Origin of the sequence: Pseudomonas chlororaphis (genome assembly GCF_001921865.1) — a bacterium.
GTDB lineage: Bacteria > Pseudomonadota > Gammaproteobacteria > Pseudomonadales > Pseudomonadaceae > Aquipseudomonas > Aquipseudomonas chlororaphis_D.
The window spans coordinates 84,945-104,214 of record NZ_MSCT01000002.1 but is presented as its reverse complement, the minus strand read 5'-3'; the positions used below and the strand labels follow the sequence as shown (position 1 = coordinate 104,214).

The following is a 19,270-nucleotide window of genomic DNA, read 5'->3' as shown; positions in this document are numbered from 1 at the left end:
GGCCCTGCCTCAACCGGCGGTTTTCTGCGGTTCGCGAATCTTGTACCAGGCCACATACAGCGCCGGCAGGAACAGCAGCGTCAGCAGGGTGGCGACGATGATGCCGCCGATCATGGCGTAGGCCATCGGGCCCCAGAACACTTCGCGGGCGATGGGGATCATGCCCAGGCTGGCCGCCGCGGCGGTCAGCAGGATCGGCCGGCGCCGGTGCTCGGTGGCCTGCACCACCGCGTCCCAGGGCGAATAACCGTCGCGCTCGAACTCGTCGATCTGGGTCACCAGGATCACCGAGTTGCGGATGATGATGCCGATCAGCGCGAGAATCCCCAGGATCGCCACGAAGCCCATGGGCGTGCCCGTCGGCACCAGGGCCAGGACCACGCCGATCAGCCCCAGCGGCGCGACGCTGGCCACCAGGAACAGTTTCTGCACGCTGTGCAGCTGGATCATCAGGAAGGTCGCCATGAGGAACAGCATCAGCGGCACCACCTTGGCGATCGGCCCCTGGGCCTTGCCGCTCTCTTCCACCGTGCCGCCGGTGGCCACCGAATAGCCGACCGGCAGGCTCGCGGAAAACCTGTCGATGTCCGGCTTGAGCTGGCGCACCAGGTCGGTGGGCTGGATCGCGTCGCGCACCGCTGCCTTGATGGTGATGGTCGGCTTGCGGTCGCGGCGCCAGACCAGCGGCTGCTCCAGCTCGTAGCGCACGGTGGCGAAGGCCAGCAGCGGGATCGAAGTGCCGTTGGGGCTGACGATCTGCAGGTTCTGCAGGGTTTCCGGGGAACCGCGCTCGCTGTCGTCGGCGCGGCCGACCACGTTGATCAGGTAGATGTCGTCGTCCACCTGGGTCACGGTGGTGCCGCTGACGATGCTGTTCATCAGTTGCGCCACGTCCTCCGAGGACAGCCCCAACTGCCGCGCCTTGTCCTGGGCGATGTCGATGCGCAGGACCTTGCCGGGCTCGTTCCAGTCGTAAATGATCTCGCCGATGTGCGGGTTCTTGTCCAGTTCGGTGGCCAGCTCGATGGCATGCTTGCGCACCTGGTCGATGTCCTTGCCGCTGACCCGGTACTGGATCGGCCGCCCCACCGGCGGGCCCATTTCCAGGGCCTGGACGTAGCTGCCGATGCCGACGAAGTCGTCGCGCAAGCGCTTTTTCAGGCGCTCGGCGAGCGCCGTGCGCGACTCCAGGCCTTTGCTGACGATCACCAGCTGCGCGTAGTAGGGGTTCTGCAACTGCTGGTCCAGGGGCAGGTAGAAACGGATCGCGCCTTCGCCGATGTAGGTGCTCCAGCGCAGGATATCCGGGTCGTCCTTGAGGGTCGCTTCCAGGCGGTCCACCGCCTTGCGGGTCTCGGCGATCGAGGCGTTCTGCGGCAGGTTGAGGTCGACCAGCAGCTCCGGCCGGTCCGAGGACGGGAAGAACTGGTTCTGCACGAAGCGCATGCAGAACACCGCCAGCACGAACGTCAGGACGGTGATGCCGATGGCCCACCAGCGGTTGCGCATGGCCCACAGCAGACCGCCGTTGAAGGCCCGGCCGATGCGGCCCGGCTCTTCGGAGTGGGGCTTCACGTTGGTGCTGAGGATATGGATGCCGATCACCGGGGCGAACAGCACGGCGACGATCCACGACACCAGCATGGCCACGGCGATCACCGCGAACAGGGTGAAGGTGTATTCGCCGGCGGAACTGGCGTTGAGGCCGATGGGCACGAAGCCGGCGACCGTCACCAGGGTCCCGGTGAGCATCGGGAAGGCCGTGGAGGTATAGGCGAAGGTCGCCGCCTGCTCCTTGGTCTCGCCCATCTCCAGGCGCGTGACCATCATCTCCACGGTGATCATCGCGTCGTCCACCAAGAGGCCCAGGGCGATGATCAACGCCCCCAGGGAAATCCGCTGCATGGTGATGCCGCTGTACTCCATGAAGACGAAGACCATCGCCAGCACCAGCGGAATCGAGCACGCCACCACCAGCCCGGCGCGCACGCCGAGGCTGATGAAGCTCACCACCAGCACGATCACCACCGCCTCGAACAACGCGCTGGTAAAGCCGCCGACGGCTTTTTCCACCACCTCGGCCTGGTCCGACACGGTGTGCACGCCGACGCCCACCGGCAGGTCGGCGGTGAGCTGGCTCATTTTCGCGTGCAGGGCCTTGCCGAAGTCCTGGATGTTGCCACCCTTCTTCATCGCGATCGCCAGGCCGATGGCCGGCTGGCCGTTGAAGCGAAATTGCGGGGTCGCGGGGTCGACGTAGCCGCGGCTGATCTCGGCGATATCCGCCAGGCGATAGAAGCGGTCGTTGAACCGCAGGTTGACCGTGGCCAGGTCCTTCTCCGAGGCGAACTGCCCCGAGGTGCGCACGGAAATCCGCTCCGGCCCGGCCTCGATCACCCCCGCCGGGGTCACCGCGTTCTGCGCTTGCAGGCTTTGCAGGACCTGGCGCTGGTCGATGCCCAGGGCCGCCAGCTTGCGGGTGGAGAAGTTCAGGTAGAGGACCTCGTCCTGCTCGCCGACCATCTCCACCTTGCCCAGGTTCGGCACTTCGCGGATCTCGGCGCGCACCTGCTCCACGTAGTCGCGCAGCTGGCGCATGCTCAGGCCGTCGGCGGTAAAGGCGTAGACCGAGCCGAACACGTCGCCGAACTCGTCGTTGAAGCCCGGCCCTTGCAAACCCTGGGGAAAATCGCCGCGGATGTCGTTGATCTTCTTGCGCACCTGGTACCAGATCTCGGGGATGTCCTTGCCGCTGGTGGTGTCGCGCAGGTTGACGAAGACCGTCGATTCGCCGGGGCGGGTGTAGCTTTTCACGTAGTCGAGGGAGTCCAGTTCCTCGAGTTTCTTCTCGATGCGGTCGGTGACCTGCTTGAGGGTTTCCTCCTGGGTCGCGCCCGGCCAGCGGGTCTGGATGACCATGGTCTTGATGGTGAAGGACGGGTCCTCCTCGCGCCCCAGGTTCATATAGGAAAACACGCCCATCAGCAGGGCGACGAACATCAGGTACCAGACGAACGACTGATGCCTGATGGCCCACTCGGATAAGTTGAAACTGCCTTTCGCGGCGGGGGTCATCGTGGGCTGTCCTCGTCGATTTTGACTTTCTGCCCCGGCTTGAGGCTGTTCACCCCGGCGCTCACTACCCGCTCGCCGATCTTGATACCGCTGCCGATCAACGCCGACTCAGGGCCGCGGCCGAGCAGCGTGACCTCGCGCGACGCCACGGTCTGCGCCTGCGGGTCGACGATCCACACCCGGGTCTGGCCGTCCGCCTCTTGCAGGGCCGACAACGGCACTTCGATGCGCGGGACGATCACCGAGCTGAGGGTCACGCTGACCGCCGTGCCCAGGTGAAAGGCCGGCGGGGTGTCGGTCAGGCTCAGGCGCGAGCGCCGGGTGCGGGTGGCGCTCTGCGCCTGGGGCTCGATCTCGCGGACGGTGGCGCTGGTGTTGATGCTCGGGTCCAGTTGCGAGGCGACCTTGAACACCACATCGGCCGGCAACTGATCCACCAGGGCGGCCGGCAGGTCGATCACCGCTTCCTTGATGTCCGGGCGGGCCAGGGTCACCACCTGCTGGCCGGCGCTGACCACCTGGCCGGCCTCGGCGCTCCAGGCGGTGACCACACCGCCGTGATCGGTGCGCAGTTCGCTGTAGGCGAGCTGGTCGCTGGCCTGGCGGACCGAGGCCTTGGCCTGCTCCAGCGAGGCGCTGGTGGTTTTCAGGTTGGTCTGGGCGATATCCAGCTGCGCCTGGGCGCCGACGCCGCGGTCGAACAGTTGCTGCTGGCGCCGGGCGTCGGCCTGGGCGTTGATCCACTGCGCCTGGACCCGCGCCAGGTCGCCCTGGGCGGAACGCAGCTGGTTCTGTTGATCGGTGGGGTCGAGGGTCGCGAGCAAGGCGCCCTTGGCCACCTCGGCGCCGACATCGACATTACGCTTGGCGATACGCCCCGGCACGCGGAAACCGAGGTTGGTTTCATAGCGCGCCTGGATGCTTCCGGCGAACCTTCCGAGGCTCGCCTCGGACTCGGCCCGCACCTCGAACGACAGCACCGGGCGCACCGGCTCGGGCGCCGGTTCCTGCTTGGAACAGGCGCCCAGCGCCAGCCCAGCACACACCAACAACGGTAGGCGCTTCATGGCGTGGCTCCTTGTGGCGCCGCGGGTTCGGCGACGATCTCGACGCGCATTCCCGGATGCAGCAACTGGCCGCCGGCGACCACCACTTTTTCGCCGCCCTTGAGGCCGTCGCTGACAATCACCCGGCCAGTCTGGTAACGCCCTACCGTGACCTTGTGCAAGGCGCTCGTCCCGTCTTCGCCCACCAGCCATACCGCCGGGTCGCTGAGGCTCTTGGTCAGCGCCGCCCAGGGCAACTCGACACTGGCCTGGCCGGCGGCCTGGGCAGTGGCGCTGACCACCGAGCCCAGGTCCATGCCCGCCGGCAAGCCGTCGAGCGCCACCTTGACCTGCACCGTGCCGCTCTGCGCCGACACCACCGGGGTGACTTCGCGCACCTTGCCGGTGGTCTTGATGTTCGGGTTGTCCAGCAGGCTGACGGTGATCGCGCCTTCCTTCGCCGGGGCTGCCAGCAGCGATTCGTAGACGTTGAACACCGCGTCGCGCTCGCCGTCGCGGGCCAGGCTGAAGATCGGCATGGTGGCCTGCACCACTTGGCCGACCTCGGCCTGGCGCGCGGTGATCACCCCCGCCACGTCGGCGACCAGCGCGGTGTAGCTCAGTTGCTCGCGGGCGTTGGCCAGCTGCGCCTGGGCCGCGGTCAGGGCGCTCTGGCTGCTGTGCAACGCGGCCTGGGCGGCATCGTATTCACTCTGGCTGGTGTAACCCTTGGGCAACAGTTTCTGCTGGCGGACGAAGGCCGCGGCGGTCTGCTTGACCCGCGCCTGCTCGGCGAACACCGAGGCGGCGGCGGAGTCGACGTTGGTCTGCAAGTCTTTCGGATCGAGCCGAGCCAGTACCTGGCGGGCCGTGACCCGGTCGCCGACATCCACCAGGCGCTGGATGATCTTGCCGCCGACGCGGAACGACAATTCGGTCTGCACCCGCGCCTGGACGTCCCCGGTGAGGGTCACCTGCGCGGCGAAATCGCTGGGCTGCACGGTTTGCACACGCACCCGCACGCGGTCCTTTTCGGTCGGCTTGTCTGCCCCGCAACCGCTCAGTAGAGCCACCAGCGTCAAACCCACTATCCACTTCGATTCGAGACCGGCCATGCAGGCTCCCCCAGGCAATGCTGTCGTACCGATGACGATACGACTGTGAGCTTAGAACAGGGTTCAAACGCTGCACGGGGCCGCAAAACAAATGCCTGGACCACCCCTTGTAGGAGCCAGCTTGCTGGCGATGAGGCCCTTGAGGTCGATGTCGCTCTTGAGGCCGTCATCGCCAGCAAGCTGGCTCCTACAGGGGTTGGGGATGCTGGGTTTGTGCTGCACACTGCGCCCCACGCAACAGGAGACGCAGGATGCTCAAGACCCTGGCAGTGGCCAACTACCGCTCGATCAACAAACTGGTGATTCCGCTGGCGCGGCTGAACCTGATCACCGGCCCCAACGGCAGCGGCAAGTCGAATCTGTATCGCGCGCTGCGCCTGCTGGCGGAAACCGCCCAGGGCGGGGTGATCAACGCACTGGCCCGCGAGGGCGGGCTGGACTCGACCTTCTGGGCCGGCCCGGAGCAGATCAGCCGACGCATGCGCAACGGCGAGGTGCCCATCGAGTCCACCGTGCGCCAGGGCACCAAGCGCCTGCGCCTGGGGTTTTCCGGCGAGGACTTCAGCTACGCCATCGCCCTGGGCCTGCCGGAACCCAGCCGCTCGGCGTTTTCCCTGGACCCGGAAATCAAGCGCGAGTGCATCTGGGCCGGGCCGCTGTATCGCCCGGCCAGCCTGCTGGTCAACCGCGCCGGGCCGATGATCCGCACCCGTGAGGGGCGCAGCTGGGACGTGCAGGCCCAGCACACGCCGACCTTCGACAGCCTGTTCGACCAGGTGGGCAACCTGCGCTCCTCGCCGGAAGTGCTGTTGTTGCGCGAGAACATTCGCGGCTGGCGTTTCTACGATCACTTTCGCAGCGATGCCGAGGCCCCGGTGCGGCAACCGCAACTGGGCACCCGCACCCCGGTGCTGCATCACGACGGCCGCGACCTGGCGGCCGCCCTGCAAACCATCCGCGAGATCGGCGACCCCGAGGCCCTGCAACGGGCGATCAGCGACGCCTTCCCCGGGGCGCGGTTGAACATCGCGCCGTTGCAGGGCGGACGCTTCGCCATCGAGTTCTATCAGGAAGGGTTGCTGCGGCCGCTGTCGGCGGCGGAGCTGTCGGACGGCACCCTGCGCTACCTGCTGCTGGTCGCCGCCCTGCTGACGCCGCGACCGCCGACGCTGATGGTGCTCAACGAACCGGAAACCAGCCTGCACCCGGACCTGCTGCCGGCGCTGGCGCGGCTGATCATCCGTGCCAGCCAGGACTGCCAGGTGTGGGTGGTGTCTCATGCCAGCCGGCTGATCGCCGCCCTGCAACAGGACCCGGAGTGCAACGCCATCGTGCTGGAAAAGAATTTCGGCCAGACCGAAATCGTCGGCCAGGGCATGCTCGACGAACCGGCATGGCATTGGCCGGATTGAGCGCAACCGTAAAAGCATCGCGGGCAAGCCTCGCTCCTACAGTTCGCGGTACCTCCCTGTAGCCGCTGCCGCAGGCTGCGATCGACTGCGCAGCAGGCGCCGTCTTTAAGGCCCTCGGAAGGTCCTGCGGACCTTTTCGCAGCCTGCGGCAGCGGCTACAGGGATCAGGTCAGCCCTGCCACTTGCCGCCTTCGACGATCACGCTTTCGGGGTTAGTGTCGTCGCTCAATTCCTTGCGCACGTACTGGTCGTAGAGCTTGAGCAGGTACTTGTCTTCGCCCAGCTTGGCCAGCTCGGCGTTGACCCAGTCGCGCAGTTCGATATTGCCTTTCTTCACCGCCGGCGCGATCGGCGCCTGTTCGCCCAGGGTCTGCGGCAGCACGCGGTAGCCCGGGTTCTGCTTGGACCAGCTGAACAGGATCAGGTTGTCCTGGGCATAGGCATCGCCACGGCCGTTGGCCAGGGCCTGCAAGGACTCGGAGTTCTTCTCGAACTTCAGCAGTTTCCAGTCCGGGTGATTCTTGGTCAGCCAGATATCGGCGGTGGTGCCAGTGGTGACGATGGTGGTGCGGCTCGCCAGGTCGTCCAGCTGCTTCACCGCGCTGCCTTCGGGCACCAGGGCCTGGACCGCGACCTTGAGGTTGGGGTTGGTGAACTCCACCGCTTCCTTGCGCTCGGGGGTGACGGTCATGTTGGCCAGGATCAGGTCGACCTTGTCGCTTTGCAGGAACGGAATACGGCTGGCCGGCTCCACGGCCACGAACTCCACCTTGTTCTCGTCGCCCAACAGGTCCTTGGCGAATTGCCGGCCGATGTCGGTATCGAAGCCCACATAACGGCCGGCCTCGTCGACGAAACCGAACGGCGGCTTGTCGGTGAACACGCCGACGATCAGCTTGTCGCGGGCCTTGATCTTGTCCAGGTAGCCGGTCGCCGGCGCGGCACTGGCGCTGGTGGCCGCGGGCTTGGGCGCCTCGGCGGACTTGTCGCAGCCGGCCAGCAGGGCGAGGCCGAACAGCGGGAGTAACAGTAGCGAAGACTTGGCAGTTTTCATAAGAGCTCCAGTTCCTTTGCAGGGGTCTTTTTGGGCAGTGCTTCAACGAAGGAGAATTTCTCCAGGAACTGCTGCGCGCGTGCGGTCTGCGGTTTCGTAAAGAAGGTCTCGGGAGGGTTCTGTTCGAGGATGCGTCCGGCATCCATGAACACAATGCGGTCGGCCACCGCGCGGGCGAAGGCCATTTCGTGGGTGACGATCAGCAGGGTCATGCCGTCGCGGGCCAGGCCCTGGATCACTTGCAGTACTTCCTTGACCATTTCCGGGTCGAGCGCCGCGGTGACCTCGTCGAACAGCATCACCTGGGGGTTCATGCACAACGAGCGGACGATGGCGATGCGTTGCTGCTGGCCGCCGGAAAGCTGGCGCGGGAAGGCGTCGCGCTTGTCCAGGAGGCCCACGCGCTCGAGCAGCGCCTCGGCCTGGGCGCGGGCCTCGCGGCGGTCGCGCTTTTGCACCTTGAGCGGGCCGAGCAGGATGTTGTCGAGCACGCTCATGTGCGGGAACAGGTGGTAGCTCTGGAACACCATGCCGATCCGCTGGCGCACCTGGCGCCAGTCGGTGGCCTTGTCCAGCAGCTCGCGGCCGGCGAATCTGAGGTGGCCGCCGTGGGCCTGCTCCAGGCCGTTGAGGCAACGCAGCAGGGTGGATTTACCGCAGCCGCTGGGGCCTAGAATCACCACCACCTCGCCCTGGGCGACCTTGAGGTCGACGTCCTTGAGCACCTGCTGCTCGCCGAAGAATTTGTTGAAACCCTGGAACTCGATCAGTGCGCTCATGCTTGCGTCCAGCGCCGCTCCAGCACACGCGAGGCGGCCGACAGCGGGTAGCAGATAAAGAAGAAAAACAGGAACAGGGCGCCGTAGATCAGCACCGACTCGTAGGTGCGCTCGATGATCTGCTGGCCGACCTTGATCACGTCCACCACGCCGATCAGCACCGCCAGCGAACTGGTCTTGATGATCCGCGTGTAAACGTTGATGGTCGGCGGCGTCATGCGTTTCAGCGCCTGGGGCAGCAGCACATGGCCGTACAGCTGCGGGGCGGACAGGCCGATCGACAGCCCCGCTTCGCGCTGGCCGCGGGGCAGCGAATGCAGGGCGCCGCGCACCACCTCGCCGACCTCGCTGGCCCCCCACAGCGACAGCACCAGCACCGCGCAGGTGAAACTCGGGATGCTGATGCCGAAGAAGATCGGGAAACCGAAAAACAGCAGGTACAACCAGACCAGCACCGGGATCGCCCGGAACAGCTCCAGATAAACCCGCAGCACGGCGTTCAGCCACTTGCTGTCGAGGGTTCGCAGCACGCCGTAGAGCACCCCGCCAACGGTGCTGAAGGCAATGCTCAGCAGCGAGATCGACAGGGTTTGCGCGGCGCCCTTGCCCAGTTGCGGCAAGGACACCCAGAGCAACTCAAGACCCGAACTGGCCATGTTGCAGCCTCCTTTCCAGGCGGCTGAGCAACAGCGACAGCGGCAGGAACAACAGCACGCAGATCAGCGTCAGCACGGCGAGCATTTCGTAAGTCTTGTAGTAGAGGGCGATGTAACTCTTGGTGGTGTAGAGAATTTCCGGCACTGCCACCGCGGAGACCACGGTGGTTTCCTTGAGCAGGAAAATGAAGTTGGCGAACAGCGACGGCAGGCTGAGGATTCCGGCCTGGGGCAGGATCACATGGCGCAGCAGCTGCCAGTGCGACAGGCCGATGGAACGGCCCGACTCCAACTGCGCCGCCGGCACCGCTTCGACGCCGGCGCGCAGCACCTCGGTGAGGTAGGCGCCGCCGAGAAAGGTCATGGTGATGATCGCCGCGGCAAAGCCGGAAATCTTCAGCCCCAGCGCCGGCAGGGCGAAGTAGACGAAGAACAGTTGGATCAGCAGCGGGGTGTTGCGCGCCAGCTCCACGTACAGGCCGACCAGGCGCTGCAGGTAGGGGGTGCGCAGCACCAGGATGGTGGCGTTGATCAGCGCCACCAGCAGGGAGGTGACGATGGCGATCAGGCCGACCTGCAAGGTCACGCCCACGGCCTTGAGAAAGGCCGGCAGCGTGCTGAGGATAAAAGCGTAGTCGAGGGTCATGGCAATCCTGGACGCCGCTGGGGTACAGCGGCGGTGGCGCAGTCCATTGGGCGGTGGGTAACCACCCGGCAGGCGTCGACTTTATAGCTATAAAAACAATAATTTAAATACCGTTAAAGCATATTGATATCACCCAAAAAACTAACCTGCGGGTTTGCCATGGGCGCGTGGGCCGACTACTTTTTCTGGCGCCGACGGGGATCTTTTTCCCCTCTCCAAGGAACGGACAGCCGGCGCCCGACCGCCACGGGCCACCCACAAGGACGACAAGACATGACCGAGCTCGACACCCCGCAACCCCTCGATCCACAGGACATCGTCAAATGGCTGAAGGCCTTGCGCCGGGCCATGAGCCCTTCCTGACCCCCCGCTCCTACAGCGATGGCGTCCAGCCAGACAAGCCGAGGCGCGGGCAATAAAAAACGCCGACGCTGTAGGAGCCGTCGGCGTTTAAACCTTGAAGGGGTTTGTACAACTCAAGCGTAGTTCATCAGAACGCCGGCAATACCGCGCCGCTGTATTTCTTCGCGATAAATTCCTTCACTTCCGGGCTGGTCAGGGCCTTGGCCAGTTTCTGGATCGCGGCGCTGTCCTTGTTGTCCGGACGGGCCACCAGGAAGTTCACGTACGGCGAATCGGCGCCCTCGATCACCAGCGCGTCCTTGGCCGGGTTCAGGCCGGCTTCCAGGGCGTAGTTGGTGTTGATCATGTCCAGGTCGACCTGGTCCAGCACGCGCGGCAGCAGGGCCGACTCCAGTTCCTTGAACTTGAAGTTGTGCGGGTTCTTGGCGATGTCCTTCGGCGTCGCCAGGGCGTTTTTCGGGTCCTTGAGTTCGATCAGGCCGGCTTTCTGCAGCAGGATCAGGGCCCGGCCGCTGTTGCTGCCTTCGTTCGGAATGGCGATGGTCGCGCCGTCTTTCAGCTCGGCCAGGGTTTTGACTTTCTTCGAGTAGCCGCCGAACGGTTCGACGTGCACGCCGATCACGGTCACCAGGTTAGTGCCTTTGCCTTCGTTGAAGCTTTTCAGGTACGGCAGGGTCTGGAAGTAGTTGGCGTCCAGACGCTTCTGGTCGACCTGCACGTTGGGCTGCACGTAGTCGGTGAAGACTTTGATTTCCAGGTCCACGCCTTCCTTGGCCAGGGTCGGCTTGATCAGCTCGAGGATCTCGGCGTGCGGCACCGGCGTGGCCGCTACTACCAGTTTCTCGCCAGCCTGGGCGATACCCGCGGTCAGGGCAGCCGCCAACGCGGTGAACAACAGAACCTTTTTCATGCAGTGTCCTTATGAGTCGTCAGGGACGACGGCTTTTATAATGAAGGTGCCAGCGAAGTGCTATCTCTGGCGTGGAGCGGAAGATACCGGGATTTTTTATTCCTTAAAAATATCTTTTATTCACGTTGATATTCCATTTTATTCATACAGATCCGAACCGCTCTAGCCTGCACCTGGCGCGACTCACACGGTCTCTGTAGCCGCTGCCGAAGGCTGCGATAGGGCCGAAGGCCCTCCTACGTCCACAAGATCGCCACGACCGTTCCGGTCGATCGCAGCCTTCGGCAGCGGCTACAGAAGCGGACCGTGAAGGCCCGTAGAAATGGGCAACGCGATCAGAGCAGGCCGTGCTGTTTGAGCAGGTGCTTCAGGGCCTGGAACTCGGCGGCGGAGCCATCGGCGACCAGGCTCTTGAGGTGCTGATCCACCTGCTCCAGCCGCGACAGCTGCGGCGGCAGGTTCAGGTGCTCCGGCAGGATCTCCTCGCCGCTGCTGACCAGCAGGGCAAAGTGAATGACGTTCTCCAGCTCGCGGGTGTTGCCCGGCCAGTTGTGCTGCTCCAGCACCTGCTGCGCGGCCTCGCTGATCAGCGGCACCGGCAGGTCCAGGCGCTGGCTGTAAATGCCGAGGAAGTACTCGGCCAGCGACAGGATGTCGCCGACCCGCTCGCGCAGCGCCGGCAACTCCAGGTGCCCTTCGCCCAGGTAGTGGTACAGCCGCTCGTGGAATTTGCCCGCCGCCACCGCCTGGGCCAGGTCGATGCTGGTGGCCGCCACCAGGCGCACGTCCACCGGGCTCGGCTGATGGGCGCCGACCCGGGTCACCTCGTGGTTTTCCAGGGCCGACAGCAGCTTGATCTGGATCGGCAACGGCAAGTCGCCGATCTCGTCCAGGTACAGGGTGCCGCCGTTGGCCGAGCCGAACCAGCCGGCGCGGCTGCTGGCCGAACCGCTGAACGTGCCGGCGGCATAGCCGAACAATTCGGCGTCGGCGTAGGTCGGGCTGATGGCCCCGCAGTTGACCGAGACGAACAGCCCGCCGCGATCGCTGGCGCGATGGATATGCCGGGCCAGCAGCTCCTTGCCGCTGCCGGTTTCGCCGCGGATCAGCACCGAGGTCGAACGCGGCGCCAGCTGTTCCAGCTCCTGGCGCAATTGCCGCGAACGCGGATCGACGAACACCAGCGCCTTGGCGCGGATGCTCAGCGGGCTTTTCTCGGCATCGGGAAAGGTCAGCAGCGGCTGACCGAAAGACTCATGCAGACTCATGGCAGACTCCCGCCCAAATCCGCCAGGAGACGGGGGCGTTTAACAAAAAGGAATATCAGGCGCGGCGCAGGGCATGCTGTTCCATGCGGTTTTGCAGGCGGTAGAGATAGGCGAAGCCTTGCTCCCAGCGCTGGTGGCCGGACTTGACGTTGATATGCCCGGCGCCGGCGAGAATCCCCGCCTCGGCGCCCCAGTTGCGGGCCAGTTCCAGGGCCCGCGGCGCGCTGATGGCGCTGTCGTTGTCGGAGCTGACGACCTGGCTCGGGAACGGCAACGGCTCGCCGGGGATCGGCGCGAAATTGCGCAGCGCCGGCACGCAGGCCGGACGCTCGACATCCGCCGGCGCCACCAGCAAGGCACCGCGCACCTGGCGCAAGGCGCTAGCCGGCGCATGGGCCGCCCAGTGCGCCACGGTGATGCAGCCCAGGCTGTGGGCGATCAGGATCACCGGCGTGCTGTCGGCGGCAATCGCCTCGGCCAGCGCCGCGACCCAGTCTTCACGCCGCGGCGTCAGCCAGTCGGCCTGCTCCACCCGCGCGCTGTTCGGCAGGCTGTTCTGCCAGTGGCTTTGCCAATGATCTTCTGGCGATCCTTGCCAGCCCGGCACAATCAGGTAGCGAATTGATTCGTTGCGCATGGGGAGCTCTCCTGCTGCGTGTCTGTTCCCGATCGAGTATAGGGACGAGAGTTATATTCGTTAAGGAATAAGAAGCTATTTATTAATACCCATAAAGAATATCAAACTTCACCTGTACCTCTGCTGTACGAGCGCATCGCGGGCAAGCCTCGCGCCTACAAAAGCTCGCACGTACGACACCGGACCTGTAGGAGCGAAGCGTGCTCGCGATGGCGTCCAGACAGACACACCGCAGCGCCTGCATCGCGGGCAAGCCTCGCGCCTACAAAAGCTCGCACGTACGACACCGGACCTGTAGGAGCGAGCGTGCTCGCGATGGCGTCCGGGCAGGCAAACCGCAGGCATAAAAAAAGGCCGCACCCTGCCAAGGAGACGGCCTGAAAAGTCGTGGCTTAACGACACTGTTTCAGCGGGCGGTGATCACCGACAGTTTGGTGATGCCGGCCCGCTCGATGGAGGCCATGGCGCGGGCCACTTCGCCATAGTTGACGCCGTCGTCCGCCTGCAATTGCACGCGCACCTCCGGATCCTTGGCCTTGGCCGCCTGCAGATTGCTTTCCAGCAGGTCCGGCTGGATCGGGTCCTTGTTGATAAAGAGCTTGCCGCTGCCGTCGATGCTCACCACCAGCGGGTCCTTCTGCTCCACCGGGGCCACGGCCTCGGTCTTGGGCAAGTTGATCGGAATCGCGTTGGTCAGCAGCGGCGCGGTGACGATGAACACCACCAGCAGCACCAGCATCACGTCCACCAGCGGGGTGACGTTGATCTCGCTCAGTACCTCGTCGCTGTCCTGGGTCGAGAAGGCCATATCAGGACGCCTCCTTTACTTTCTGCGCGCCGCCCTGGGCCGCGACCTTGTGCGCGGCCGGGTGGATCAGCACGCGGAACGCGCTCTTCTGCGCCAGGCTGTAGAAGTCGTGGGCGAAGTCGTCCAGGTCGGCGGCGGTCAGCTTCAGGCGGCGCAGGAAGTAGTTGTAAACCAGCACCGCCGGCACCGCGACGGCGATCCCCACGCCCGTGGCGACCAGCGCCGCGCCAATCGGCCCGGCCACGGTTTCCAGGCTCGCCGAGCCCGCCGCGCTGATGCCTTTAAGGGCTTCCATGATCCCCCACACGGTGCCGAACAGGCCGATGAAGGGCGAGGTGCTGCCGATACTGGCGACCACCGCCAGGCCGGTTTCCAGGGAACGTCGCTCGCGCACGATCTGTTGGCGCAGGGCCCGCTCCAGGCGGTCCTGGTGATTGATGGCCTGGCTCAGGTCCGCCGCATGGGTCGTGTCGCCGACCTGGATCGCCGCGTAGCCGGCCTGGGCTACCCGCGCCGCGGCGCCGGGCTGGGTTTCGCTGAATTCGGCTGCCGAGTCGAGGCTGGAGGCGGCCCAGAACTGTTTGTGGAACTTGCGATCCTGGGCCTTGAGGCGGGCGAATTGCGCGCCCTTGAGCAGGGCCAGGCCCCAGGTGGCCACGGAAAACACCACCAGCAGCCAGATCACCGCGCTTTCGATGGATTCGAGTGGAGATGCCAATAAACTCATGATGTGTCCCTCTATAACCCTTGTAGGAGCGAGCGTGCTCGCGATAGCGACCGACCAGGCACCGCGCCTGGCGCAGGCTCAATGAATCTTGAAATCGATAGGGACGCTGACCCAGCCGTCCAGGGCGACATCACCCTGCTTGGCCGGCACGAAGCTCCAGCGCTTCACTGCCGCCAGCGCCGCGTCGTCAAGTTGCTGGCGACCGCTGCTTTTCTGGACCTGGATCTCGCCCGGCTTGCCGCTGGCCAGGACATGCACCCGCAGCAGCACCGTGCCTTCCCAACCGCGACGCTGGGCCAGCGATGGGTATTCCGGCGCCGGGTTCTTCAAATAGGCGGCGTTCGCCGATGCCGGGGTCACGGGCGCCGGGGCCGGTGGCGCGGGCGGTGCCGGAGCGGCGACAGGCGCGGCCGGTTGGGGCGGCGCGGGCTGTTGCTGGACCGGTTTCGGCGCGGGCTTGGGCACAGGCTTGGCAACCGGTTTCGGCTTGGGCACAGGCTTGGGCGGTGGCGGCTTGACCGCCAGTTCGTCTTCCACCGGCGGCGGTGGCTCGACCACCGGTTGTACCGGCTGCGGTGGCGGCGGTTCGACCACCGGCGGCGCAGGCCGGGAAAACTCGATGGTCATCGGCGGAATTTCCGGCGGCACGATCGGCAAGACCGGGGTCGGCTGCTGGTTGATCCAGTAGATCACCGCGCCGTGCAGCACCAGGGCAATCACCCCCAGCGCGATCGCCTCGCGCCGCCGCAGCCCGGCCTTGGGCGCTTTCTGCAAACGCAGCTGGCCCAACGGCAAGCGATGTGGCCGGCCGAGGTCCACCAGATCGCCGCTCGGTGCCTGACGCCACGGCACCTCGTGCGTAGCGGCGGCGGTCTGGACATTGCCCATTGAATGACTCCCTACAGTCTTTTGCGAATAACCCGACCCGCACTCGCTGAATCCCCCGGTGCGGCGTCCTGGGCTGAATGATTGGCGCCAGACACTTATCTCCGAAAGTAATCTTTGAAGTTATGGATAGATCAAAAACACATATAAAAAGCCGTCATTTCGCGCCAGGCCGCGCGAATCAAGGGCTGTAGGGAAGGCGGCAAAAAACCATGCTTTTCAAGCATTGAAAATATTCGCCAAAGGCATCGAATTGCCCCGGTAAAACCGCGGCGAAACGCCTGGTCGACGGGTTACCAGGCGCTCAGACCTTCAGCGCCTGGCTCTCGCACAGCGCCAGCAACTGGCTCTCCAGGGCTTTGCCGGCACGGTTCAAACCGCCGCGGCCGTACAGCGCCAGGCGCACGCCCTGGATATCCGGCAGGCCGCTCGCAGCGTCGAGAATGCGGTGCCCGGCGGCCACCACGCGCACGGGCAGCAGGCTGATCCCCAGCCCCGCCGCCACCGCCGAGCAGACGCTGGCCAGGCTGGCGCTGGAATAACCGATGCGCCAGCGCCAGCCGCCGACTTCCAGGTGGTGGAGCATTTCATGGCGATACAGCCCGCCCACCGGAAAGGCCACCAACGGCAACGGGTCGCGACCGAAGGCCGGCGTGCCGCGGCTGTCGACCCAGCACAGCGGTTCCGGCCACGAGCCCAGGCAGTCGTCGCTGGCGCCCATCTGCTTGACCAGCAGCAAGTCGAACTCGCCGCGCCGATACAGCCGGGTCAATTCCGGGCCCAGGCCGCTGGTGACTTCCAGGCGCACGCCGGGGTGGTCCTGGCCGAAGCGCGACAACAGCGGCATCAAGCGTTCGGCGGCGAAGTCTTCCGGCACCCCGAGGCGCAACACGCCTTCGCTCTGTTGATGCAGCAGCACATCGCTGGCCTCCTCGTTGAGGGCCAGGATGCGCCGCGCATACCCCAAGAGGCGCTCGCCCTCGGCGGTGGCCACCACCCGGCGCTGGTCGCGGTCGAGCAGTTGGCAGTCCAGGCTTTCCTCCAGCCGGCGCACCTGCTGGCTGACCGTGGACTGGGTGAGGTGCAGGCGCTCGGCGGCGCGGGTGAAGTTGGCGCAGTCGACGACGGCGACAAAACTGCGCAGCAGCACAGGATCGAACATGGCGACACCATTCTTAATGCCACTGATTGGCATGGTTATATTTAATTTCAGAATACATCAGGGCCTGACCATACTCGCCGTTCATTCAACGCACAGGGAGCCTGGTGCCATGCGTTACCTGTCTTGCAAACGCGCCGTTCTGGCCCTCGGTCTATTCGTGGTAGGAGTGGCCATGGCCAGCGATAACCCACTGCTCAAGGCTGTCCGCGATGGGCAACTGGACCAGGTCCAGGCGCTGATCGGCCAGGGCGTCGACCTCAACGCCCGCAGCCTCGACGGCAGCAGCCCGTTGCTGCTGGCCACCGCCGCCAACCAGGTCGAGATCGCCCGGGCGCTGATCGACGCCGGCGCCGACGTCAATCAGAAGAACCTGATCCAGGACAGCCCCTACCTGCTGGCCGGCGCCAGCGGACGCAACGCCATCCTGCAAATGACCCTGGCCCACGGCGCCGACCTGCGCAGCACCAACCGCTACGGCGGCACCGCGCTGATCCCGGCCTGCGAGCGCGGGCATGTCGACACCGTGCGCCTGCTGATCGCCGCCGGCGTCGACCTCGACCACGTCAACCGCCTGGGCTGGACCTGCCTGATGGAAGCCATAGTGCTGGCCGACGGCGGCCCGGCGCACCAGCAGATCGTCGCCCAATTGATCGCCGCCGGCGCCGACCTGAACCTGCCGGACAACGCCGGCCTGAGCCCGCTGCGACAGGCGGAAAATCGCGGCCAGACGGCCATCGCCAAACTGCTGCGGGACGCCGGTGCGTCCTGATTGCCGACATAAGGAACCCCCATGAAAAACGATCAGGCTTACCTGCAACGCGCCGTCGAACTGGCCCGCGACAACGTCGCCGCCGGCGGCCGGCCGTTCGGCGCAGTGCTGGTGCGCGACGGCCAGGTGCTGGCCGAGACGGTCAACCAAATCCACCTGGACCAGGACCCCACCGCCCACGCCGAACTGCTGGCCATCCGGGTCGCCAGCCAGCAGCTCGGCCCGCGCCTGGACGGCTGCGTGATCTACGCCAGCGGCCAGCCCTGCCCGATGTGCCTGGGCGCCATGTACCTGTGCGGGGTGGAGCGCGCGGTGTTCGCCGCGGACAACGCCAGCGCCGCGCCTTTCGGCCTGTCCACCGCAACGATCTACGAACAGCTGGCCCAACCGCTGGCAGCCCAACGCTTGCCGGTGCAGCACCTGCCGCACGCGGCGATGCACGAGATCTACCGCGACTGGCAGGCCCGCCATGCCACACGTTGAGTCGCGCCTGCGACGCCTCGGCGGCTGGGCCCTGCTGATCGCCCTGGGGCTCAACCTGCGGCCGCTGCTCAGCTCCATCAGCCCGCTGCTGATGGAGATCCGCGAAGCCACCGGCATGAGCTTTCAAAGCAGCGCCTGGCTCACCAGCCTGCCGGTGGTCTGCATGGGCCTGGTGGCGTTGCTCGGGGTGCGCCTGGAAGCGCGCCTGGGGGAACGCCGCGGCATCGCCCTGGGCCTGGCGATGATCTTCTGCGCCTGCCTGGCGCGGTTGCTGTGCGACCGCGCCGACGCGCTGCTGGCCACGGCGCTGTTCGGCGGCGCCGGCGTGGCCTTGATCCAGGCTCTGGTGCCGGCGCTGATCAAGCGTCAGTTCCAGCACCGAGTGGCGCTGGCGATGGGCATCTACTCGGCGTCGCTGATGGGCGGCGGCGGTCTGGCGGCCCTGCTCAGCCCGCGGGTGGCCACGCACTTCGCCCACTGGCAGGCCGGGCTCGGCGTGTGGTTGCTGCCGGCCCTGGCGGCCCTGCTGCTGTGGTGGCTGCTGCCGTTCGCCGGACCGGGCCAGCGCCTCGACGCGCCCTCCATCAGCTTGTGGCGCAACCGCCGGGCCTGGTTGCTGGCGCTGTACTTCGGCCTGGTCAACTGCGGCTACATGAGCATGGTCGCCTGGCTGCCGGCCTATTACCTGCAACTGGGCTGGAGCGCGACCCAGAGCGGTTCGCTGCTGGCCTTCATGACCATTTTCCAGGTGCTGGCGGCGCTGTCGATGCCGGCCCTGGCGCAACGGCAGAGCGATCGCCGGCCGCTGCTGGCCGTCAGTCTGCTGGCCCAGGCCCAGGGGTTCACCGGGCTGGTGCTGTGGCCGCTGCAAGCGCCGCAACTGTGGGTGGCGTTGATCGGCTTCGGCCTCGGCGCCTGCTTCGCCCTGAGCCTGATCCTCACCCTCGACCACCGCCGCGACCCGCGACAAGCCGGGCAACTGGCGGCCTTCGTGCAGGGGGTGGGGTTCCTGATCAATGCCGTGTCGCCGTGGATGACCGGCTGGCTGCGGCAACTGACCGGCAGTTTCACCAGCGCCTGGTGGGTGTTGATCCTGAGCGTGTTGGCCATGCTGGCGCTGACCCGGGTCTTCAGCCCGGCCAGCTACCGGGAGCCGCCACCGGCGACCCGGGCCGCCCGCGAAGGCGCTTCGACCTGCGCCTGATAAGGCCCATGGCCAGCATGCGCAACTTCTTGCGCACCCGCCTGTGGATAACACTGTGAACAGATAGCGCAAAGCCTCGTAAAACAAGGCACGCAGAAGAGTGCGCAACTTCTTGCACAGCACTGCGCAAGAAGTTGCGCACTTTCGGCGGCCGCCGCGGCGAAAACGTCGTGGCGCAAACTCAAAAACAAACTAACTGATTGATTTATATACTATTTATACGCCGTGGCACGCTCCTTGATACCCCTAAGCGCACCCACCGGACGATTCG

The 19,270-nt window shown here is 65.7% G+C and carries 18 protein-coding genes; 4 read left to right on the top strand and 14 right to left on the bottom strand.

Going from position 1 to position 19,270, the window contains the following annotated elements; genetic code table 11:
- Positions 1-9: 9 nt before the first annotated feature.
- From BTN82_RS00715 to BTN82_RS00705, 3 genes are read right to left on the bottom strand one after another with little or no spacing between them, the layout of a single operon-like run.
- A complete protein-coding gene (locus tag BTN82_RS00715; protein ID WP_075117271.1) occupies positions 10-3,075 on the bottom strand; it encodes an efflux RND transporter permease subunit in 3,066 nt (1,021 codons plus the stop codon).
- Positions 3,072-4,142, bottom strand: coding sequence for an efflux RND transporter periplasmic adaptor subunit (locus BTN82_RS00710; protein ID WP_075117270.1), 1,071 nt, complete (start codon positions 4,140-4,142; stop codon positions 3,072-3,074). Before BTN82_RS00710 ends, BTN82_RS00715 begins: the two co-directional genes overlap by 4 nt.
- Positions 4,139-5,236: an efflux RND transporter periplasmic adaptor subunit gene (locus tag BTN82_RS00705; protein ID WP_075117269.1), complete on the bottom strand. Its 1,098-nt coding sequence runs from the start codon at positions 5,234-5,236 to the stop codon at positions 4,139-4,141. Before BTN82_RS00705 ends, BTN82_RS00710 begins: the two co-directional genes overlap by 4 nt.
- 251 nt (positions 5,237-5,487) lie before the next feature.
- Between BTN82_RS00705 and BTN82_RS00700 the strand changes: the two genes are divergently transcribed.
- Entirely contained in the window at positions 5,488-6,648 is a 1,161-nt protein-coding gene (locus BTN82_RS00700) for an AAA family ATPase (RefSeq protein ID WP_075117268.1), read from the top strand.
- 169 nt (positions 6,649-6,817) lie between these two features.
- Here the strand turns inward: BTN82_RS00700 and BTN82_RS00695 are convergent, their stop codons facing one another.
- From BTN82_RS00695 to BTN82_RS00645, 11 genes are all read right to left on the bottom strand, one after another.
- Positions 6,818-7,702, bottom strand: a complete 885-nt coding sequence (locus tag BTN82_RS00695) for a transporter substrate-binding domain-containing protein (protein ID WP_075117267.1) — start codon at positions 7,700-7,702, stop codon at positions 6,818-6,820.
- Positions 7,699-8,481, bottom strand: coding sequence for an amino acid ABC transporter ATP-binding protein (locus BTN82_RS00690; RefSeq protein ID WP_075117266.1), 783 nt, complete (start codon positions 8,479-8,481; stop codon positions 7,699-7,701). The genes BTN82_RS00695 and BTN82_RS00690 overlap by 4 nt, the downstream gene beginning before the upstream one ends.
- Positions 8,478-9,137, bottom strand: coding sequence for an amino acid ABC transporter permease (locus tag BTN82_RS00685; RefSeq protein WP_075117265.1), 660 nt, complete (start codon positions 9,135-9,137; stop codon positions 8,478-8,480). Before BTN82_RS00685 ends, BTN82_RS00690 begins: the two co-directional genes overlap by 4 nt.
- On the bottom strand, positions 9,118-9,783 hold the full coding sequence (locus BTN82_RS00680; RefSeq protein ID WP_075117264.1) for an amino acid ABC transporter permease: 666 nt from the start codon (positions 9,781-9,783) through the stop codon (positions 9,118-9,120). Before BTN82_RS00680 ends, BTN82_RS00685 begins: the two co-directional genes overlap by 20 nt.
- A gap of 490 nt (positions 9,784-10,273) precedes the next feature.
- On the bottom strand, positions 10,274-11,056 hold the full coding sequence (locus BTN82_RS00675; protein WP_075117263.1) for a MetQ/NlpA family ABC transporter substrate-binding protein: 783 nt from the start codon (positions 11,054-11,056) through the stop codon (positions 10,274-10,276).
- 335 nt (positions 11,057-11,391) lie between these two features.
- Positions 11,392-12,324 carry a sigma 54-interacting transcriptional regulator gene (locus BTN82_RS00670; protein ID WP_075117262.1) on the bottom strand — a complete coding sequence of 311 codons (933 nt, stop codon included), beginning with the start codon at positions 12,322-12,324 and terminating at the stop codon, positions 11,392-11,394.
- A gap of 55 nt (positions 12,325-12,379) precedes the next feature.
- Positions 12,380-12,961, bottom strand: a complete 582-nt coding sequence (locus BTN82_RS00665) for an alpha/beta hydrolase (RefSeq protein WP_075117261.1) — start codon at positions 12,959-12,961, stop codon at positions 12,380-12,382.
- A 406-nt stretch (positions 12,962-13,367) separates the two neighbouring features.
- Positions 13,368-13,769, bottom strand: a complete 402-nt coding sequence (locus BTN82_RS00660) for an ExbD/TolR family protein (RefSeq protein ID WP_075117260.1) — start codon at positions 13,767-13,769, stop codon at positions 13,368-13,370.
- A 1-nt stretch (position 13,770) separates the two neighbouring features.
- Complete coding sequence (locus BTN82_RS00655; protein WP_075117259.1) at positions 13,771-14,496, bottom strand: MotA/TolQ/ExbB proton channel family protein; 726 nt, start codon at positions 14,494-14,496, stop codon at positions 13,771-13,773.
- Between the two features lie 78 nt (positions 14,497-14,574).
- On the bottom strand, positions 14,575-15,384 hold the full coding sequence (locus tag BTN82_RS00650) for an energy transducer TonB (protein ID WP_075117258.1): 810 nt from the start codon (positions 15,382-15,384) through the stop codon (positions 14,575-14,577).
- Between the two features lie 301 nt (positions 15,385-15,685).
- A complete protein-coding gene (locus tag BTN82_RS00645) occupies positions 15,686-16,543 on the bottom strand; it encodes a LysR family transcriptional regulator (protein ID WP_075117257.1) in 858 nt (285 codons plus the stop codon).
- Between the two features lie 109 nt (positions 16,544-16,652).
- Here BTN82_RS00645 and BTN82_RS00640 point away from each other — a divergent pair, with 109 nt between their 5' ends.
- From BTN82_RS00640 to BTN82_RS00630, 3 genes are read left to right on the top strand one after another with little or no spacing between them, the layout of a single operon-like run.
- Positions 16,653-17,312: an ankyrin repeat domain-containing protein gene (locus BTN82_RS00640; RefSeq protein ID WP_075117256.1), complete on the top strand. Its 660-nt coding sequence runs from the start codon at positions 16,653-16,655 to the stop codon at positions 17,310-17,312.
- Between the two features lie 21 nt (positions 17,313-17,333).
- Entirely contained in the window at positions 17,334-17,795 is a 462-nt protein-coding gene (locus BTN82_RS00635; protein ID WP_075117255.1) for a nucleoside deaminase, read from the top strand.
- A complete protein-coding gene (locus BTN82_RS00630; RefSeq protein ID WP_075117254.1) occupies positions 17,782-18,999 on the top strand; it encodes a CynX/NimT family MFS transporter in 1,218 nt (405 codons plus the stop codon). The genes BTN82_RS00635 and BTN82_RS00630 overlap by 14 nt, the downstream gene beginning before the upstream one ends.
- Positions 19,000-19,270: the final 271 nt, after the last annotated feature.

Coding starts and splice junctions, on each gene's coding strand:
- BTN82_RS00715 (WP_075117271.1), bottom strand. CDS start 3,075: ATGACCCCCGCCGCGAAAGGCAGTTTCAACTTATCCGAGTGGGCCATC.
- BTN82_RS00710 (WP_075117270.1), bottom strand. CDS start 4,142: ATGAAGCGCCTACCGTTGTTGGTGTGTGCTGGGCTGGCGCTGGGCGCC.
- BTN82_RS00705 (WP_075117269.1), bottom strand. CDS start 5,236: ATGGCCGGTCTCGAATCGAAGTGGATAGTGGGTTTGACGCTGGTGGCT.
- BTN82_RS00700 (WP_075117268.1), top strand. CDS start 5,488: ATGCTCAAGACCCTGGCAGTGGCCAACTACCGCTCGATCAACAAACTG.
- BTN82_RS00695 (WP_075117267.1), bottom strand. CDS start 7,702: ATGAAAACTGCCAAGTCTTCGCTACTGTTACTCCCGCTGTTCGGCCTC.
- BTN82_RS00690 (WP_075117266.1), bottom strand. CDS start 8,481: ATGAGCGCACTGATCGAGTTCCAGGGTTTCAACAAATTCTTCGGCGAG.
- BTN82_RS00685 (WP_075117265.1), bottom strand. CDS start 9,137: ATGGCCAGTTCGGGTCTTGAGTTGCTCTGGGTGTCCTTGCCGCAACTG.
- BTN82_RS00680 (WP_075117264.1), bottom strand. CDS start 9,783: ATGACCCTCGACTACGCTTTTATCCTCAGCACGCTGCCGGCCTTTCTC.
- BTN82_RS00675 (WP_075117263.1), bottom strand. CDS start 11,056: ATGAAAAAGGTTCTGTTGTTCACCGCGTTGGCGGCTGCCCTGACCGCG.
- BTN82_RS00670 (WP_075117262.1), bottom strand. CDS start 12,324: ATGAGTCTGCATGAGTCTTTCGGTCAGCCGCTGCTGACCTTTCCCGAT.
- BTN82_RS00665 (WP_075117261.1), bottom strand. CDS start 12,961: ATGCGCAACGAATCAATTCGCTACCTGATTGTGCCGGGCTGGCAAGGA.
- BTN82_RS00660 (WP_075117260.1), bottom strand. CDS start 13,769: ATGGCCTTCTCGACCCAGGACAGCGACGAGGTACTGAGCGAGATCAAC.
- BTN82_RS00655 (WP_075117259.1), bottom strand. CDS start 14,496: ATGAGTTTATTGGCATCTCCACTCGAATCCATCGAAAGCGCGGTGATC.
- BTN82_RS00650 (WP_075117258.1), bottom strand. CDS start 15,384: ATGGGCAATGTCCAGACCGCCGCCGCTACGCACGAGGTGCCGTGGCGT.
- BTN82_RS00645 (WP_075117257.1), bottom strand. CDS start 16,543: ATGTTCGATCCTGTGCTGCTGCGCAGTTTTGTCGCCGTCGTCGACTGC.
- BTN82_RS00640 (WP_075117256.1), top strand. CDS start 16,653: ATGCGTTACCTGTCTTGCAAACGCGCCGTTCTGGCCCTCGGTCTATTC.
- BTN82_RS00635 (WP_075117255.1), top strand. CDS start 17,334: ATGAAAAACGATCAGGCTTACCTGCAACGCGCCGTCGAACTGGCCCGC.
- BTN82_RS00630 (WP_075117254.1), top strand. CDS start 17,782: ATGCCACACGTTGAGTCGCGCCTGCGACGCCTCGGCGGCTGGGCCCTG.